Source organism: Streptomyces sp. NPDC020747, from assembly GCF_044334695.1.
Lineage (GTDB): Bacteria > Actinomycetota > Actinomycetes > Streptomycetales > Streptomycetaceae > Streptomyces.
In genome coordinates this window covers 119,691-137,295 of record NZ_JBIRTJ010000022.1, presented here as the reverse complement: position 1 = coordinate 137,295, position 17,605 = coordinate 119,691, and the positions used below count along the sequence as shown (strand labels likewise).

Sequence of the window (17,605 nt, the reverse complement as noted above, 5' to 3'; positions counted from 1 at the left end):
GTCGTCGGCGTAGTACTGGCGTCAGGGTGCGGTGAACGCGTCAGCGGTCACATCGGCTTCGAGGCTCGCGCCCTGGAAGCCGTACGTACCGATGTCCGAGACCTTGATCAGGAGGCAGTAGCGGTCGACCGCGCCGAGGGCGTCGGCCACTTGGTGGTAGTTCCTTCTGAGGAAGTGGATCGCGGCCTGGTTGGCCAGGGAGCTCTGGCCGCAGACCAGCATGACCGGGCGAGTTGCCTGCGGCGGCCTGAACTTGGCCACCAAGGCGTACTCCACCTCGTTCTTCCGGTACGGGTAGCGTCGCCCGCCGACGTCGAACGCCATCGACTCCGGACCCTGACCGTACGGCAGGATGCTGACGCCGGGCAGATGGGCCGCGAGGTGACCGCCCGTACGGAGGTTGGCCTCGCCGATCGGACCACCGATACAGAATTCCGTACGGTCGTCGTTGGTGCCGCGGAAGTCGTCGCTGGACTCGGTCGCGACGTCACAGCCGAGTTGGCCGGCCAGCGTCGCGACCTCGATCATGGCGCGGATTTCCTTGTGCGTGGTAACGCCCCGTGTGTTGTGTTTGTTGCCGATGACGATGAAGCAGGTCTCCCCCGGGACGAGGCCGAAGAAGTCCGCCTTGCGCCGCAGTCGGCCGGTGCGCTTGCCACGCTCCCAGAGCCAGACGAACCCACCACCGATGAGGCTGGTCACCAGACCGACCAGCACATTGACGACTACGGAAAAGATCGCCGCCCCCTCAGGCCCCCGCCGCGCACAGCGGTTCCGCGCGCCTCGAACGCCTGATCCTCCATGACGGGCCCTGCCTGTGACAACCGGAGTCTGCCCGAACGACGGATGGTGGAGAGTGTGGAGCATGGAGTTCTTCTGCTACCACCGCGATCGGCCCAACTCTGTGGCTCTGCGTCACGAGTTGCTGGAGGAGCACTGGTCCTACATGGACCGGTTCGGCAAGGAGATGATCGCCCGCGGCCCGACCCTCGCAGGGGACGACGTGCCCACCGGCAGCGTGCACATCGTGGACTTGCCGGATCTTGCCGCCGCCCGCGCGTTCGCCTTTGACGAGCCCGGCTACCAGGCAGGTGTGTACCGGGACGTGTTGCTGCGACGGTGGCGCAACCTGCTGGGGCGCACCATGTGGGACTTCCCCGGTGGCGGGACCGACGGCAACCGGTACCTGGTGCTCGGCCTTGGCTCAGGGCAGGGTGCCGACCTCGCCGTACCTCCGGACCGGGACGAACTGATCGCGTACGGGCCGCTGTTGTCCGACGACGGGACCAAATGGCTGGGTACGGCGGTTCTGGTCCGGGCACCGGATCCGGACTCGGCACGGGCCGTCCTGACCCCGGGCCCGTACGCCGACATCGAGGTCCACGACTGGCAGTTCGGCGGGCGGTCGTAGTGAACTGAGGACGCAGTGAAGGCGCCGAGGCGACCTGGCACGCTCCACTTCCCAAAGGGCCCTCGACACAACGGAGTTGGGGCCTCACCATGGTGCCCCATCGGTCGTGTCGACGGATGGGGCACGCCTTACTGCGGGGGTGGCTGTGGGGTACGAACGATTGCCGCGCGAGTACCGGATGAGACGGTCCCGGATGCACGTGTTCCTCTGGGTGATCGTCATAGGCACGCTGAGCGTCTTGGTGGCCCTGTGGGGCGCCGAGGTGCCCGCCTCGTTCCGGTACCCCATCCTCGCAGCGTGGGTGGCACTCATGGGGTGGCTCTTCTACGCCACGTTGCGCTGTTCGACCGTCGCGGACATCAAGGCGATCCATGTACGCGGCATGGCGAAGCGCCGGCATTTGGCATGGGAGGACATCCAGGACATCAGGGCGGAGGTCAATCCGGCATCGGCGATGCAGAGCGGTGCGCCCAACGTGCTGGTGCACGCCTACGGCCGGGACGGCTCCAAGGTGCTGTTGCCGTTCGTCGACGATCTTCATGTGAACGTCGAGCGCGAACTTGGGCTGCTGATTGACTCATGGGAGGAACTGCGGGGCGCGGACTGGGCGCCCGACCCGCAGGCCGCTGTCCTCATCGACCGGCGCGATGCACGCCAGGCGGCCCTCATGATGGGGTTCGCCGCCGTGATGCTGGCCTTCATCCCGCTGACCGTACTGATGCTGCTGCCCCTGTTCGTCGACATGCCGGAGTGGATGGAGTCGTTCCTGAACCCGTTCACGGTCATGGGGGTGGGAGCGCCCCTGATCTTCGCGCTGACCGCGATTGCCTCGTACCGCAGCCGTCGGCCCAGCGGCTGACGGGTCGCGGCCGACGGTCAGGGCCCAGGGGCGGCTACAACCTCTCGGCCAGGAACGGAAGCACCACATCCGCCACCTCGTCGGGTATCTCCTCGGCGAGGTCGTGGCCGGCGTTGAAGACGTGACCGGTGACGCCGTGGGCCATGAGCCGCATCTGGGCTTCGTTCCGGTCGCCGATGAAGGCCGAGCCGCCGAGCGCCAGCACCGGGATGTCCAGCTTCCGCTGTGATGCCAGCCTGTTCTGTTCGGCGTCGACGAGCATGGCCCGGTAGATCGCCAGCATCGCGCGGATGCCGCCAGGCATGGAGTAACAGCGAACGTATTCGTCGACCGCGTCGGGGGTGGCGGTGTCGGGGTGACTGCGCTCGTACTTGATCATGTAGGTGATCAGTTCGCGTTCATGCCCGGCGATCAGCATCTCGGGTACGTCGGGCTGGAAGTAGAAGCCCAGATGCCACAGGTGCATGCCACTTGAGACGTTCTCGTGGGTGAGTGCGGTGTGGTCCTCGAAGCCGAATCCGGGGAACAACGCCTCGCAGAACACAAGGGCGTTGACGTGATCGCGGTGCCGGGCCGCGAGTTGGTAGCCGATCACCGCTCCCCAGTCCTCCCCCATCATGCTGTAGGAGGCGTGTCCGAGCTGGGCCATCAGCGCGGCGATGTCGTCGCTCATCGTCGCGCTGTCGTATCCGTCCGCGGGACGGGAAGAGTCACCAAGACCACGGAGGTCCGGTACGACGACGGTGTACTGGTCCGTCAGCTTCGGGACGAGGTGCCGCCAGTGATAGCCGGTCTTGGGAACGCCGTGCAGCAGCACCAGCGCCGGGCCGGACCCAGCCGTGCGGTAGTGGAGACTCGTTTCGTTGACGGTGGCACGGCCTGTGCGTGCAGGATTTGCGTGATGGTCGACGATCATGTTTCTTCGCAACTTTCCTGGGGGGCTTGGCGGTTCGGGCGCCAGAGAGTGCGTTCTGGTCCTGCCGGACGGTGCCCTGGTGTGGCGATGCGGGCCGGTGGCTGTCCCAGCCGCGTGATCAGCGCGTTTCCGGCGGGCTGTCCTGCCGCTCGGTGACGTCGTGGTCCGGCAGGTCGATGATGAGGCGGCCGCCCGGTCCGTTCGTGCCCGCGGCTGCCGGGCCGGCGTCATGGCCGGCGGGGCGCAGGGCGACGTTGTCCGGGTAGAGGCGGCCGAGCAGTGCCAGCGCGACGAGATTGTCCTGGCCTGTGGCGTCCAGGGTGACGTCGCCGTCCTGCGTCCACAGCAATCCGGGGGCTCGTAGTGCGGTCCACAGCTCGGCGCTCCGGGTGGTGCGGGCGATCGCGGCGCCTGTGACGGCGGCCTGGTGGGCGAAGCGGTGGCCGCGCAGCGCCTGGCCGAGGTCGAGGTGTGCGGTGGTTCCGTCGTGGGTCATGGCGATGTGGGCGGTGCGGGTTCCGTCGACGGCCGGTCCGACGACTACGCGGCCAGTTATTGGCCCCTGTGCTGCGGTGGCGGGCGATAGGTGGTCGATGAGTGTGCGGGGTGCGGCGTAGTAGTCCTGCATTTCGGCGACGTATGTGATGGTGTCGTCTGCGGCGGGACCGGGTCGCCAGGTCAGCAGGTGGCGGGGCGCGGTGAGGGGCGGTGTGCCGACGACGGTGGGCAGGACGGTGCCGCCGTCGTGGTCGAAGCCGTAGCCGGCCGGGCCCGAGGTGCCGGTGACCGCGTGGCGGGCGAAGTCCACGATGCTGGTGTGCCGGATCTGGCGGACCAGGAGTTCGGTGAGGAAGCTGTCGCGGGCCGACTCGATGTGCCGCAGCCCGGTCGGGGTGACGAGGAGCGGGACGTCCTGCCAGTTGGTGAAGGGCAGTAGGCCGTCGCGCAGCAGGACCATCTGGTGCAGCCACTCGTTGTAGAGCTGCATCGCGACCGGTCCGCCGCGGCTGCCCAGGAGCAGGTCGGCCGCGCGGTGGGTGAGTAGATGTCCGTCGCAGTGGCTGCGGACCACCAGGGGGCCGACGGGCAGCGGTATCCGGTGGGTGAGCAGCCGGTCCAGGGCCGCGGTTGCCCAGGAGGCGATCTCCCGGCCGATGTTCTCGGCCTGCGCGCCCAGTTCGCGGGCTGCCGAAGCGCTGTCGGGGCCTACGGCCAGCGGCAATGATGTCTCGCGCGTACCGAGGCCGAGCGTCGCGTGGATCTGGTCCTCCAGTACCTCACGGTCGACGCTGTGCAGGGCATCGATGACGCCTTGCAGCAGCGGCTCGGCACCGGTGAAGAACTGACGGGCTCTCATCGTGCGGGTTGCCGGGAAGGTGTTCCATCGGGAGCCGCCGAGGGTGGGTGCGGTCGAGGTCTGCGCGGGGGGCATGGGTCCTCCGATGTGGTCGGTGAGCGGCATGCGCTCTCGTCGGCGTCGGTGACTTCGCGGACGCCGGTACATTTTGTGGATCGTGCGATACAGATTGAGGGCGTGAAAAAATCAGTCGAGGGCGGCCAGCGCGACCTCCACGAGGGGTTCCAGGGCACGGACGTCGGGTGTGATCTTCGAGGAGACGAGCAGGCCGTTGAGGAAGGTGACCAGGAAGGCGGCCAGGGTCCGCGGGTCGCGAGTCGCGGAGATCTCGCCCCGCTCCGCCGCCACGCGCAGCACGTCGGCGAGCGCACGCTGACTGGCATCCTGCACGTCACGCACGGTGCGCCGGGTAGCCGGGTCCGCCGGCAGACGCTCACAGACGGCATTGACCAACAGGCAGCCCCGGCCGTCATGTTCGGCCGCGATCCGGACCCGCTCGACCAGCATCGCACGGATCGCCGACCGGGCGTCCGCCCCCTCGTCGAGGCTGCGCAGGGCGGCCGCCGCGAGGGTGGTGCGGTAGTGCTCCAGCGCGGCCCGGTACAGGCCGTCCTTGTCGCCGAACGCCGCATACAGGGATCCTTGTCCGATGCCGAGATGCCCGGTCAGGTCGCGCACCGACGTCGCCTCGTATCCGCGCGTCCAGAACAGCTCCATTGCGCGGCTCACCGCCGCCTCGGTGTCGAACTCTCGGGTCCTTGCCATGCACTCACACTAACCTATCTGGATCGATCGCTCAAGAAAGTGCTGCGGCGGCCACGAACCACCACGGCGTCCGGCTGTGGGGCGCGTGCCCGCCGAGTCCGTCTTCGAGCTCCCGCGAATGGCGTAACCGTCGTTGGGTCCGTGCTCACCATGATCAATAGCCTGGCACTCGGCGCGTGATCTCGCGTCCGTCGGACACAGAAGGCGAGCGCCCCCAGTGAAACTCCCGATGCTGCAGCGCGTGGCCTGGCTCACCGCGGCGACGGTCCTGCTGACCTCGCTCGGCACTGCCCCGGCCGGTGCGGACAGCCCATGGCAGCAGGTCGGCGGCGACGTCCGCAGTGGTGTCAGCGGCCTCGCGTACGAGGGCCGCGCCTCGGACGGATCGTGGGTGGACGTGCTGGCCGTGCACGACAACAAGGGGGCCGGGCTGAAGCGTCTGTCCCGGATCACCCACTGGGAGGGCGCCGACGGCATCTCCCCGATCACCTGGGACGGGCCGGAACCCGTCGACCTTGAGGCCATAGAAGCCATCCCCGGGATGCCGGGTGAATACCTGGCGCTCACCGGCCGCGGCATCGTCTACCGCCTGAAGGTCGCCGGCCCCAGGGCGACGGTCGTCGACTACTCGCCGCTGCCGGCGATCGGCGAGGGCGACGACTTCGAGAGTTTCGCGCTCGTCGCCCAGAACGGGAAACTCGCCGTTCTGTGGGCGGACCGTGGAGCGGGCGCGGATCGTCCGGCCACGCTCTACGCCGCACCCCTGACGTTCGCCCCGTGGGGTCAGCCGCAGTTCGGCACCGTGACGCGCCGCGCCTACCGGACCGCGTATCCGACCGACGACGGCACCCGGCACATCTCCGACATCACGGTGACCGACTCCGGCCGGATCATCGTGAGTTCGGCGGCCGATGCCGGTGACGACGGCCCGTTCGACTCCGCGGTGAGCGATGCGGGCCGGGTGAGCGTGTCGGCTGCAGGCCGGGTACGGGTCACGCTCGCGGCCTCCCCGAGCGTCCTCGGAACATTCCCCCAGTACAAGATCGAGGCAGTCGAGTGCCTGCCCGGATCCACCGACGCCCTCCTGGGCACCGACGACGAGAACCTCGGCGGATACGTGCGGACCATGCCCTTCTGCGGGGTCTGACCCGATGAGGCACCGGGAGGAGCGACCCCGTCAGGTCACTTGTGCGTCACTGTGACTCCGTACAGGGCGACCTCTCCGTAGTTCGAGTTGTCGCACGGCGAGGAGTTGGTGCAGTTCGCCTGGGTGTAGGCGCCCGCCTTGTAGTAGCCGCTGCCGAACGCGCCGTCGACGGTCGCCTTGAGGGTGCCGTTGTAGTAGACGTCGACCTTCCCGTCGTGGGCCACGAACTTCCCCTGGAAGCGGGTGCCGAGCTGGTAGTTGGAAGTCACCAGCTTGTAGTGGGTGGTGTTGTACGAGGTGACGTACAGCGAGGTCCCTTCGAGACGGAACGAGGTGACGTCGCTCGTCTCGTCATGTATCTGCCCGGCCATCACGTGTGGTTTGGTCTTGGGGAGGTGGGTGATCGCCTGGTCGACGACCATGGTGTGGGTGCCCGACGTGGACGGCCAGCCTTTCGTCGCCGACCCGTCGGCGGTCATCTCGCGCAGCTCCGACCGCGGGTATCCGCTGTTGCTGGTGGTGGCGCCGTTGACCGCGGCCCGCAGCAGGATCGCCTCGCAGTCCGAGGTGGTCGTGAACCAGGGAGCATTGTTGTACGTCTTCAGGGCGGGCTGCTTGATCTCCTGGAGGGAGCCGGAGCTGTTGGGGAGGGGCAGCTGAAGCTTCCAGCCGGTGCTCAGGCCGATGGCCGCGGCCGGTGCGGTGCAGGCGGCGGCACCCGCCGAATCGGCCGACGCGCTCTGAACCGGGGCCAGCAGGCCGACGGCGAGGGCGGGCGCCGCGAGCAGGCTCAGAGCGCGGCGGTGAGAACTGCGCGAGGGCGGGCGCCGCGAGCAGGCTCAGAGCGCGGCGGTGAGAACTGCGCGAGGGCGATCGACGCTTCATGAGCGGCTCCTTCATGTCCGGGCCGCGACGGGCCCTTGGGAGGTACGTGGAGGGGCACTTGGGCCATGAGGATGGGACTTGGACGGCCTGACATGCCCGCAGCTCAGCAGGCGAGTTCTCGTACGATCCCTTCGTCGATGCCGATACCGAGGCCGGGCCCCGACGGCACCCGGGCCACCCCGGCGCGGACCTGGATCGTGGAGCCGGTGGCATAGGGGCTTTGCAGGAACTGCCGGCCGTTGAGGTCGGCGGGGGCGATGAGGTCGTGGGCCGCGAACAGGTGCAGTGACGCGGCGAGGCCGATGTCGGATTCGGTCAGCCCCGAGCCCATCAGCGCCACACCGCAGTCCTCGGCCAGCTGGCACTGGCGCAGCGCCAGGGTGAGCCCGGCGCAGCGCTGCACCTTGGCCACGGCGATGCCGATGGCGCCCCTGCGGACGAACGAGGCGAGGTCGGTGGGGTGCCGCAGGCTCTCGTCCACGGCGATCGGGACCGGGCTGAGGTCGCGCAGCCGGCGGAGTCCTTCGATGTCGTTGGCGGGCAGGGGTTGTTCAAGCGCCGCGATGTCGAGCGGCGCGAGGAGGCGGGCGAGGCGGAGCGCGGAGTCCTGGGTGCCGGCCTGGTTGGCGTCGACGATCAGTCGGGCGCCGGGGGCGGCCTCACGTACGGCCGCCACTCGGGCGACTTCCCCTGCCTCGTCCTGTCCGGGCACGAGCCCCGTCTTGATCTTGAAGTGGCGGTACCCGTGGGCCTGCCCCTCGGCGACCGATTCGGCGAGGTCACCTGCGTCGTCTCCGGTGGCGATCCAGCAGAGTTCGACGGTGTCGTGGCGGCGTCTGCCCCACAGCTCTCCGAGGCTCACGCCGCGGGAGCGGGCGAGTGCGTCGTGCCAGGCGACGTCCAGGGCGGCGCGGGCCAGTGGCATCCCGGTGGACCAGCCGCGCCGGATGGTGCGGTCGCAGGTCCGCACCAGCCCGTCGAGGTCCCACAGTGGCAGGTCGGTCGCGGCGGGCGCCAGGTAGTGCGTCAGGGTCGAGACGATGGACTCGGTGGTCTCGTACGTCCATGAGGGGATCGGGGTCGCCTCGCCCCAGCCGGTGCTTCCGTCCGACGCCGTAACCTTGACGAGCACGCGGATGGCGGGGCGCCCTCGGGCGGTCACGCCGCCGCCCGCGACCGCGAAGTCCCGCAGCGTCGGCAGGGCGACCGTGAACGTCTCCACGCGCTCGACGGTCACCGCGGGTTGGGTGTCTGGTGATGCGGTCAGAACCATAGCGACTTGTCCACTACGTTGATCAACGGCCGCCCGTCGGCGAACCGCTGTGCGTTCTCCGCCAGCACCTCGAAACGGCGCTCCGAAGCGTGCGGTCCGGCCCCGGCCACATGCGGAGTGATCAGTGCCTTGGGGTGGCGCCAGAGTGGATGGTCCGGCGGCAGCGGCTCCAGTTCCATGACGTCGAGGGCGGCGCCCCGCAGGCGCCCCGCGTCCAAGGCCGCGACGAGGTCGTCGAGGCGGACGGTGGGACCGCGGCCCACGTTGATGAGGCAAGCTCCGTCTTTCATCGCCGCCAGACGGCCGGCATCCATCAGCCCTTCTGTCTCAGGGGTGTGAGGCACGGTCAGGATCACGATGTCCGCTTCGGGAAGTGCGCGATCGAGTTGACCAGGCGGCAGAACCCGGAGGAATCCGGGCGGTGCCGTGGTGACACGGGGGTCGATGCCTTCCACGCGGGTGCCGAACTCGGCGAGCAACCGTCCGGTCTCGGCGCCGATCGCACCCGTACCGACGATGAGTGCGCGCGCCTCGCCGAGGGGGACGACCGCGCCGTCCGACCAGTCCGGCGCCCAGTTGGCGGCTGCCTGTTCGCGTACGTAGCGGGGCAGTTGCCTGGCGAGGGCCAGGACCAACGCCATCGTGTGCGCGGCGACATGATCGGTGTAGGTGTCGCGCATGTTCGTCACCTCGACCGGATGACGTACGAGCGCGGGGTGGTAGAAGCCGGGAGGAGGGCCGGCCTGAGGGGCTTGCAGCCAGCGCAACCGGTCTGCCGAGCCGAGGAGTTCGGGTGTGAGTGTGCCGTAGGCGGCATCGGCGCGCACCAGCGCGGCGTCGATGCCCTGAGGGCCATGGGGGCAGAGCACCTCGATCCCCGGTACTGCCTCGACGAGCCTGTCGGGCCAGGATCGGGCTTCCGCCGACAAGGGCGGGACCATGACCAGCGTGAAGGCGACTGTGCTCATGCGGCGTGCTCCATCGACGCGGCGGCTACCTCGTGTCGCAGCGGGCTCCCGGCGACGTACCGGGCCAGTTCCTCGGCCATGGCCCGGCCCAGCAGGCGCCGTTCCGGGCCGAGGCTGCCGGCCAGATGCGGGGTGACCACCACGTTGTCCAGTTCGAACAGCGGGGAGCCGGGGGGCGACGGCTCGGGGTCGGTGACGTCGAGTACGGCGAACAGGTCGGTGCGTTCTCCGAGCACGGACACCAGCGCCGGCTCGTCGACGAGGCCGCCGCGCGCGGTGTTGACCAGCGTGGCGTCGGGGCGCATGGAGCGCAGCAGCCGTGCGTCGACCATGGCGTGGGTCTCGTCGAGCAGCGGGGCGTGCAGGCTCACGACATCGCTCTCGGCGAATACGCCTTCCAGCGTGGTCAGTTCGACGCCGAGAGCACGAGCCGTGGCGACGGGCACGTAGGGGTCGTGGGCCAGCACGCGCACGCCGTGCCTGGCCAGGAGCCGTGCGGTGGCCCGCCCGGTGGCTCCGAGTGAGACAAGGCCGACGGTGGCTCCCACGGTGCCGAGTTCACTTCGGCGGACGGCCGCCGCCCGGGTGCGCCGTGCGGTAAGGACGTAGCGCCAGCCGTGCTTGAGTGCATACAGGATCTGGGCGAGCGCGAAGTCCGCGACCTTGTCCGCGATCACCGTGCCGGCGGAGGTGACCCGCACGCCGCGCGCCCAGGACTCCTCGGTCACCAGGGGGCGTACGGACCCTGCGGCGTACAGGACGAGGGCGAGCCGCGGCGCGCTGTCCAGCAGCTCCGCGGTGAGCTGGGGCGCGCCCCAGCCGGTGACGAGCACGTCGACTCCTGCCAGCATGTCCGCGGACAGGTCCGCTGCGGCGCACGGGGGCTGCTTGATGGTCAAGTAGCTCTCGATCGCGGCGCGTTCGGCTGCCCCGTAGACGTCGTCGAAGCGCGCCGGATCCATCGCGTACAGCCCGGTGAGTGGCTCGTTCGTCATGCTGCTCCCTCCGTTGTCCGAGTACCTGCTCTCGCGGTGGCTCGCACCGCTTCCTGCGCGTTGGCCATGCGCAGTGCCCGTAGTCGCGCGGGTGAGGACAGGCCCGCGTGGTAGTAGCGGATCTGCCGCGCTCCCGCGGCCAGCAGCCGGGCGACCCGCCGGCTGAGTTCGGCGGGGTGCTCGTCGAGCACTGACACATTGGCGATGACTGGCCGTGTGCTGTCCCGCACCGCTTCTTCGACGCGGGCCACCGCCCGGTTCTCGTCGTCCCAGCACTTGAGGACGACGGCAGTGGCCCGGCCGCCGAAGCGGACCAGGTCGAGTCCGCTGTCGGGGCCGGTGGTCTGCGGGTCGCCGTCCGCCATCAGGAGCAGCTCCCGACCGGGTGCCACCGCCGCCACCTGTCGTGTCAGGTCCTCGATCACGAACTGGCGGTGGCGCAGCAGAGCTTGTGCTGACCGTTCACCGAGCGACTCGGCGAATGTGTTCGGTGCGCGTAAGCCGTCGCGCATCTCCGCGTCGACGGTGTGGCGCACTGTCTGTGCGATGTCGGCGGGGTCCCCTCCGCAGGTCTCGATTCCCTTGCTGCAGGCAGCGCACAGGCATATCGACAGCAGATCGCGGCAGCCTCTGCTCAGGTCGGCGCCCGCTGTCTTCTCATGGTGGCTGCCGTGCTCGAAGCCCAGCCAGCCGCAGGCTTCCAGCATCAGCGTCGGCACCTCGGCGGCGTCGTGGCGTTCGCAGAAGCTGTGGACCAACTGCTGGGCGTACGCGGCCACTTCGGGCTGTGCCGGGCACAGTGCGTACCCGTATCGCTCGTCGAACGCGTTGCGCACGGTCAGATCGAGTGCGCGCTCCCCCGCCGCGGTGCTGTGCGTGAGCACCAGCCAGGCTTCGACCCGCAGTCCCTGACTCCGCAGAGCCGAGGCCGCCGCCCCGAACCGGTCCGGGGCGTCGACGGCCCAGCCCGGCGGGTCAGGTCTGAGACGCTTGCCGCGCCACTGGTGAGGGTCGAGCGGGAAATACGCGGCGGCGTGTGTGGCATGCACCGTGCGGTGGACGGGGTGGTACGGCGTCATGGCGCGCACCGAGTGGTAGGCGGCCTGCAGGACCACTGCGCCCACGCCGAGTGAGGCTATTCGTTCGGCCGCGGCGGGGTCGCCCACCAGGTCCCAGGTGTAGGCGAAGGTGCCGCTGAGATCGACGGAGCCGGGTGGCTCGGTTGTCACGTGGTTCACTCCTTGGTGGCGCCGGCCAGGCCGCGCACGAAGTAACTCTGGAAGAAGACGAAGACAATCAGCATGGGAATGACGGAGAGCGTCATTCCGGCGGCGAATCCGGTCCAGTCCACGGAGTGCTCACCCTTGAACGACAGCATTCCGACTGCCAGGTTCTGCAGATCCGGCTGGCCGAGGGTGAAGACCAACGGGATGTTGAACTCGTTCCAGTTGGTGATGAACTGGAAGATGACGACCACCGCGATGACGGGCTTCGCCAGCGGGAGGACCAGCCGGAATGTGCGGAGGAAGCCGGCTCCGTCGAGTTTTGCCGCGTCGAACAGATCGCTCGGTATGCCCGAGAAGAAGCCGATGAAGAGCAGGACGTAGAGGGCGCCGGCCGCCCCGGACATGGCCAGGATGACCCCGGCCTGGGTGTTCAGCAGGCCGAGCTGTTCCACCAGGACGAACTGCGGGATGATGATGGAGGCCACCGGTACGAACAGGGTGGCAATGATCATGCGGTGCAGGAGCTTTCGTCCCGGGAATTCGTACCGGGCCAGAATGTATCCGCACAGGGCCGACTTGAAGAGTTCGATGACGGTGGACACGACCGCGTACAGAATCGTGTTGAAAAAGTATCTGGAGAAGCCTGCGTCCACCCATGCCCGGCGGAAGTTGTCGAAGTTCCACTGGTCGGGCATGAGGCTGGCGCCCCCGGTGAAGAGCCCTGTCTGTGTCTTGAACGCCCCCGCGACGACCCAGAGGAACGGATAGACCCAGACGAGACCCACCACGATCAGCAAGGGCAGCGCGATGAGGTTGGCACGCGCGGGCCGTGACAGTCGCGAGAAGCGTGACTTTCGCGGTGTGCGGAGTTCGGGACGGGACATCAGACTCCGTACTCCTTCCGCGTCTTCTGCGCGCGGCGCACGAAGAGGCCCTGACTGGTGACGAGGAGGAACGCCATGACGGAGAACAGCAGGGCGGCCGCCGACGCATATCCGTACGCGAAGGGCATCGAGCCGAAGGCCTGTTTGTAGATGAAGTACGAGACCACGTAGGTGCTCGTGCCGGGGCCTCCGCCGGTGAGCGTGACGACGAGCCCGAACACGTGCATCGCGTTGACCAGAGCGAGCATCACGATGACCACGGCCACGGGACGGATCAGCGGCAGCGTGATCCGGGTGAGCTTCTGCCATTCACTGGCGCCGTCGAGCTCGGCGGCTTCGTACAGTTCGTCGGGGACGTTCTGTAGCGCGGCCATCCAATAGATCATGTACTGCCCGAAAACTTGCCAGACGGAGATCAGGACCAGGGCCAGCAGCGCGGTCCAGCGGTTGGCGAAGACATCGGTCGTACCGTCGGTGAGGCCGAGTCCGTGCAGCGCGGAGTTGAGGGCGCCGTTGGACGGGTTGAGCAGGTAGGTGAAGACCAGGCCGGCCATCGCCACCGGGATGATCAGCGGTGCGAAGAAGACGGTGCGCAGCGCCCTCTTCGCCCGCAGCCACTTCCTGGTCATCACCAGTGCGGCGAGGAGGGACAGCGGCAGCTTGATCAGGGTCGTGCCGACGGCAAACAGCAGGGTGTTGACGACCGCCTGCCAGAAGAGCGGATCGCCGAGGATACGGCTGTAGTTGTCGCCACCGACGAAGTTGTCGAGCGGTCCGGAGCCGGACCAGTCGAAGAACGAGTAGTAGACCGTCGCGATCAGCGGCCAGAGGGTGAACCCCATGTAGAGCACGAGGAACGGCACGAGAAAGGCGGCCACCCACAGCCGGTCGCGCCCCTTGGCGCGCTCACGGTTTCCCTCCGGTGGCTCCGAAGAAGGCTTGGACCGGTGTGTCTCCCCGCTGGGCCGGGTGATCGTGGTCGGGGCGGCGTCGGGTGGATGTGGGCTGGTGGGGGCGAGAGCCATGCGAGGTCCTTTACGGCTGGCTGACATCCGGCTTCCGGGACGTGGGCGGCTACTTGGCCGGCCGGTAGTCGGAGGTGTACGACCAGTCGGGGAAGGTGAAGCAGTCGAGTGAGACCTTCAGCCCCTGGGCCGCTTCCTTCTTGAGCTCGGCCGTGAGGGTCTTCTGACGCTGCTCGACGATCCGTTCGGCCTCCGGCTTCAGCGACTTGCCGCCGCTCAGGGCGCCGGACATCGCCTCGTACTCCCAGTTGGGTCGCTCACCGACGGCCTTGACGTAGGCCTGGGACTTCACCAGGTCCGGGCACTTGGTCACCGGGAGCGGCAGATCGACCCGGTAGCCGGGCTTGTCGGCTATCCCCATGATCTGTCGCATCGCGGGGTCCTTGATGTAACGGGCGTTGTCCGCGAATGCCAGTGTCCCGAAGCCGCCTGCGAGGTACTGCTTGGCGAAGTAACCGTCGGGCTGAGTCAGCCAGTTCATGAAGGTCCACGCGGCCTTCGACTGCTTCGTCTTCGCGCTCACCCAGTACTTGTTGCCGTCGGGCTGGCTCCACAGGGCGCCCTTGGCACCCGAGTCAGGGACGGGGTGCGCGGCGATGGAGTACTGCGAGGAGTCCATGCCGAGGGACTTGAACACCGAGGGGATCCAGGTGCCGTCCATGATGATGCCGGCCTGTCCCGTGGCGAACTGCTGCCGGGAGAAGTTCTTGTCGTTGGTGCCGGGTGCCAGGTAGCCGTCCTTCTTGAGCTCCTGGATGAATGCGAACACCTTCTGGGCCTGCGGTTCGGCCAGCGAGAACGTGCCCTTCTTGTAGTCGAAGAACCCGTCGTTGAAGGTGTATTCGCCGGCGGCGAGTGCGTAGAAGATGCGCTGGAAGTCGACGTCCTTGCTGGGCGACGCGATGCAGTACGCCTTCGTCTTCGCCTTGATCTGCGCGCAGGCGCTCTTCAGCTCGGACCAGGTCTTCGGCGGCTTCGCGGTGTCGAGACCGGCGTCACCGAAGACCTTCTTGTTGAGGAACATGTAGCCGGGGCCCCAGTAGGTGCTCTCGGAGAAGGGGAACGCGTATGTCTTCCCGTCGAGTTGGTTGACCCCGTCGACGAACGAGCCCTCGGGCCAACGCTTGGTGAAGCTCGCGGGCAGCGCGGAGCCCTCGTTGAGGGGCTGGATCCAGTCCTGGCTGAGCAGTTGGGACATGGCCAGCGGACCGCTTTCGCTCCAGTAGAAGATGTCCGGACCCTGGCCGCTCTGGAAGGCCAGCGGGAGCGTCCGCTTGTACTCGTCCTGGGCGATCGACTGCCACTGCACGGTGATGTCCGGGTGCTGCCGGTGGAACTCCTCGGCGGCCTTCTTGTGGAAGTCCGTCTGCTCCGCCGAGTAGTCCCAGACCTTGAGCGTGGTGCCCGAACTTCCGGAACTTCCACCGCATCCCGCCAGCAGTGGTCCCAGCAACAGGGGCGCGAGCGCCAGCCTGCCGATCCGGGATGCTCCAACTCTGTGTCCTGTGCCCATGGTCGGCTCCTGCTCCGTCGAGATGGCCACCCGAGCGGCTCTCGGGACTGAGGCGCGGATGACGTTAGGGCGCAGTACTCGACCTAGCAAGCGTTTTCACAGGAGGAGATTCGACAGGTCCAGCTCCGGCGCCCTCAACAAGGCTTCTCAACTGGAGTGTTGTACGAACACTCGATCTCCTGCGATCGCGGTGGTTAAGTTGAGGGAGCGCTTTCACAGATTCTCATGGTGTCGCTAGCGGCCCGTACGGGCTCGCGAGCGACCGGAAAGGAGTACGTTGTGCGCGTCCTCGTCCTGACGAAACCGTTCGGTGATCTGCCGCCCGAGGAGCTTGCCGATCAGCTGGCCGAGTCCGGCGCGGACGGCGCCGACCTGCTGGTCAGGGACGGGCAGACCGTCACACCGGGCACGTCCTGGCGCATTGCCGAGACGGCACGCGCCTTGCGCGGCAACGGACTTGAGACCGGCCTCGTCAGCACGGACCTGATTTCGGCGGACAGCGAGTCCGAGCGCGTCATCGGACACTGTGCCGAGGCAGGCGTGTCCCTGATGCGCGTGGGCTTCTACCGCTACGACGCCGGACTCGACTACGCCGCCTGCCTGGACCGGGCCCGCCGCGACCTCGCGGGCCTCGCCGAACTCGCCGCCCGCCACGGCGTCCGGCTCGTGCTCGCGCTGCACCACGGCACGCTGCATCCCTCGGCCTCGCACGCGTCGCGACTCCTGGACGGCCGCGACGACGTCCTCGTCCATCCCGACCCGGGGAACCAGGCCAAGGAGGGAAGCGAGGACTGGCGGCTCACCCTCGATGTTCTCGGCGGCCTGGACCGTGTCGGGTGCGTGGGTGTGAAGAACGCGGTGTGGGAACCAGGTGCGGCACGTGGGTCCTGGAACTGCAGGTGGCAACCGCTCGCCGACGGCGGCGTCGTCCCCTGGGCCACGATCCTGCCCGGTCTCACAGAGCTCGGCTACACCGGCCCGTTCTCCCTACACGTCCACTACCCGGCCGACAACCCGCTCGCAGCGGTCCGCCGGGACCTCGGACACCTGCGCAGAATCCAGTCCGAGCCGACGACCACATCGCCCGCCCGCTGAACGACGAACTACTGTGGCCATGGACCGAGGGACACGGGGAGTTGGGCTTGGCAACGTCGAAAGTACCGGACATGGCGGAAGATCCGAGAGCCTCCGCGGAGCCGGATCCACCGACGGACGGCATGCCCGAGCCGCCCGGCACGGCGAGCGCGTCCGTCGTGGCGAGCGCCTCCGTCACGAAGAAGGCAGCCCGTCAGCGGCGGGTGACGATCACTGATGTCGGCACGGCGGCAGGGGTCTCCACCTCCACTGTCTCCCGCGTTCTCAACGGCACGGCCCGGGTCGACCCCGAACTGACGCGCCGGGTGCAGGACGCGGTCGCCGAACTCGGCTACCGCCCCAACGCCGCAGCCCAGGGCCTGGCTCGCGGTGAGGCCGGTGCCATCGGTGTCCTCGTGCCCGACCTGTCCAACCCGTACTTCCCCGATGTCCTCAAGTCCGTCTCCGCCGTGGCCCGCTCGCACGGGCGGCGGGTGATGGTGATGGAGTCCGACGAGGACGCGACGAGTGAGCACGAGCTCGCCGAGGACCTCATGCGCTGCTGTGACGGTGTGCTGCTGTGCTCCCCACGCATGAACCGCACCGAGCTCGTCGACCTGTCCCTGCGTGGCCACCCTGTCGTACTGGTCAACCGGATCGTTCCTGGGCTGAGTCTCCCCTCGGTCTCCGTCGACTTCTACGGAGGGATGACCCTGGTCTGTGGCCACCTCACCCAGCTCGGGCATCGCCGCGTGGCCTACCTGAGCGGCCCCGAGGCGTCCTGGGCCAATGCCGAACGCATCCGTGCCTTCGATGCCGCGGCGGCGTTCGGCGTCGACGTCACGGTCATCCCCTGTGGTCATACGGCACGGCATGGGTACGCCGCGGCCGGTGCCGTGCGAGATTCCGGTGTCACCGCTGTTGTCGCGTACAACGACCTCGTGGCGCTCGGTGCGGTGACCGCGCTGGAGGAGTCGGGCCTGCGGGTCCCCGAGGACATGTCGGTCATCGGCTGCGACGACATCTCCCTCGACGACCTGCCCAGTTCACGCCGACTCACCACGGCCTCGTTGGCCCGGGACGAACTGGGCCGACAGGCCGCCCAGACACTGGAAGCACTGATGGCTGCCAACGGCGACACCGAACCCAGAATCATTCCGATGGAGCTGCGGGTACGCCACACCAGCGCTCCCCCGGCGGTGCCTGCGCACTGAGGTGAGGCCAGGGCCTGCACCGGCGAACGGTAAGACTCAGTCCCGCCAGGGCTGCTGCTTCCACACAGCCGCCGGCAGGTGTCGCGGCTGCCT

The 17,605-nt window shown here is 68.3% G+C and carries 17 protein-coding genes; 5 read left to right on the top strand and 12 right to left on the bottom strand.

Translation table 11 applies throughout. From position 1 onward, the window contains the following. Positions 1 to 21 precede the first annotated feature (21 nt). Positions 22 to 702, bottom strand: a complete 681-nt coding sequence (locus ACH4YP_RS42710; RefSeq protein WP_398496620.1) for a hypothetical protein — start codon at positions 700 to 702, stop codon at positions 22 to 24. Positions 703 to 865: 163 nt separating this feature from the next. Between ACH4YP_RS42710 and ACH4YP_RS42705 the strand changes: the two genes are divergently transcribed. After that, on the top strand, positions 866 to 1,411 hold the full coding sequence (locus ACH4YP_RS42705; RefSeq protein WP_398496619.1) for a YciI family protein: 546 nt from the start codon (positions 866 to 868) through the stop codon (positions 1,409 to 1,411). A gap of 193 nt (positions 1,412 to 1,604) precedes the next feature. Further along, the gene (locus tag ACH4YP_RS42700; RefSeq protein ID WP_398496617.1) at positions 1,605 to 2,270 is read left to right on the top strand and encodes a PH domain-containing protein; all 666 of its coding nucleotides are present in this window, start codon (positions 1,605 to 1,607) and stop codon (positions 2,268 to 2,270) included. Between the two features lie 34 nt (positions 2,271 to 2,304). On the opposite strand, the gene ACH4YP_RS42695 is transcribed toward ACH4YP_RS42700, so the two are convergent. The 3 genes from ACH4YP_RS42695 to ACH4YP_RS42685 all read right to left on the bottom strand — a co-directional run bounded on the left by ACH4YP_RS42695 (position 2,305) and on the right by ACH4YP_RS42685 (position 5,308). Next, entirely contained in the window at positions 2,305 to 3,186 is an 882-nt protein-coding gene (locus ACH4YP_RS42695; protein WP_398496615.1) for an alpha/beta fold hydrolase, read from the bottom strand. A gap of 118 nt (positions 3,187 to 3,304) precedes the next feature. Then, the gene (locus ACH4YP_RS42690) at positions 3,305 to 4,618 is read right to left on the bottom strand and encodes a hypothetical protein (RefSeq protein ID WP_398496613.1); all 1,314 of its coding nucleotides are present in this window, start codon (positions 4,616 to 4,618) and stop codon (positions 3,305 to 3,307) included. A 111-nt stretch (positions 4,619 to 4,729) separates the two neighbouring features. Continuing rightward, positions 4,730 to 5,308 (bottom strand): TetR/AcrR family transcriptional regulator, encoded by a 579-nt coding sequence (locus tag ACH4YP_RS42685; protein WP_398496612.1) that lies wholly within the window; start codon positions 5,306 to 5,308, stop codon positions 4,730 to 4,732. 229 nt (positions 5,309 to 5,537) lie between these two features. Between ACH4YP_RS42685 and ACH4YP_RS42680 the strand changes: the two genes are divergently transcribed. Beyond that, the gene (locus tag ACH4YP_RS42680; protein ID WP_398496610.1) at positions 5,538 to 6,455 is read left to right on the top strand and encodes a hypothetical protein; all 918 of its coding nucleotides are present in this window, start codon (positions 5,538 to 5,540) and stop codon (positions 6,453 to 6,455) included. Between the two features lie 35 nt (positions 6,456 to 6,490). Here ACH4YP_RS42680 and ACH4YP_RS42675 read toward each other — a convergent pair whose 3' ends face one another. The 8 genes from ACH4YP_RS42675 to ACH4YP_RS42640 all read right to left on the bottom strand — a co-directional run bounded on the left by ACH4YP_RS42675 (position 6,491) and on the right by ACH4YP_RS42640 (position 15,224). Then, complete coding sequence (locus ACH4YP_RS42675) at positions 6,491 to 7,075, bottom strand: polysaccharide lyase family 7 protein (protein ID WP_398496643.1); 585 nt, start codon at positions 7,073 to 7,075, stop codon at positions 6,491 to 6,493. A 368-nt stretch (positions 7,076 to 7,443) separates the two neighbouring features. Then, positions 7,444 to 8,577 carry a mandelate racemase/muconate lactonizing enzyme family protein gene (locus ACH4YP_RS42670; protein WP_398496608.1) on the bottom strand — a complete coding sequence of 378 codons (1,134 nt, stop codon included), beginning with the start codon at positions 8,575 to 8,577 and terminating at the stop codon, positions 7,444 to 7,446. 26 nt (positions 8,578 to 8,603) lie between these two features. Continuing rightward, positions 8,604 to 9,581, bottom strand: coding sequence for a D-2-hydroxyacid dehydrogenase (locus tag ACH4YP_RS42665; RefSeq protein ID WP_398496606.1), 978 nt, complete (start codon positions 9,579 to 9,581; stop codon positions 8,604 to 8,606). Beyond that, positions 9,578 to 10,576, bottom strand: coding sequence for a hydroxyacid dehydrogenase (locus ACH4YP_RS42660; RefSeq protein WP_398496604.1), 999 nt, complete (start codon positions 10,574 to 10,576; stop codon positions 9,578 to 9,580). Before ACH4YP_RS42660 ends, ACH4YP_RS42665 begins: the two co-directional genes overlap by 4 nt. Next, positions 10,573 to 11,805, bottom strand: a complete 1,233-nt coding sequence (locus tag ACH4YP_RS42655; RefSeq protein WP_398496602.1) for a hypothetical protein — start codon at positions 11,803 to 11,805, stop codon at positions 10,573 to 10,575. The genes ACH4YP_RS42660 and ACH4YP_RS42655 overlap by 4 nt, the downstream gene beginning before the upstream one ends. Positions 11,806 to 11,810: 5 nt before the next feature. Further along, complete coding sequence (locus ACH4YP_RS42650) at positions 11,811 to 12,686, bottom strand: carbohydrate ABC transporter permease (RefSeq protein WP_398496600.1); 876 nt, start codon at positions 12,684 to 12,686, stop codon at positions 11,811 to 11,813. Next, a complete protein-coding gene (locus ACH4YP_RS42645) occupies positions 12,686 to 13,711 on the bottom strand; it encodes a carbohydrate ABC transporter permease (protein ID WP_398496598.1) in 1,026 nt (341 codons plus the stop codon). Before ACH4YP_RS42645 ends, ACH4YP_RS42650 begins: the two co-directional genes overlap by 1 nt. A gap of 49 nt (positions 13,712 to 13,760) precedes the next feature. Then, a complete protein-coding gene (locus tag ACH4YP_RS42640) occupies positions 13,761 to 15,224 on the bottom strand; it encodes an ABC transporter substrate-binding protein (RefSeq protein ID WP_398496596.1) in 1,464 nt (487 codons plus the stop codon). 279 nt (positions 15,225 to 15,503) lie between these two features. Here ACH4YP_RS42640 and ACH4YP_RS42635 point away from each other — a divergent pair, with 279 nt between their 5' ends. Beyond that, entirely contained in the window at positions 15,504 to 16,319 is an 816-nt protein-coding gene (locus ACH4YP_RS42635; protein ID WP_398496594.1) for a sugar phosphate isomerase/epimerase family protein, read from the top strand. 71 nt (positions 16,320 to 16,390) lie between these two features. After that, positions 16,391 to 17,512: a LacI family DNA-binding transcriptional regulator gene (locus ACH4YP_RS42630; protein WP_398496592.1), complete on the top strand. Its 1,122-nt coding sequence runs from the start codon at positions 16,391 to 16,393 to the stop codon at positions 17,510 to 17,512. Positions 17,513 to 17,605: the final 93 nt, after the last annotated feature.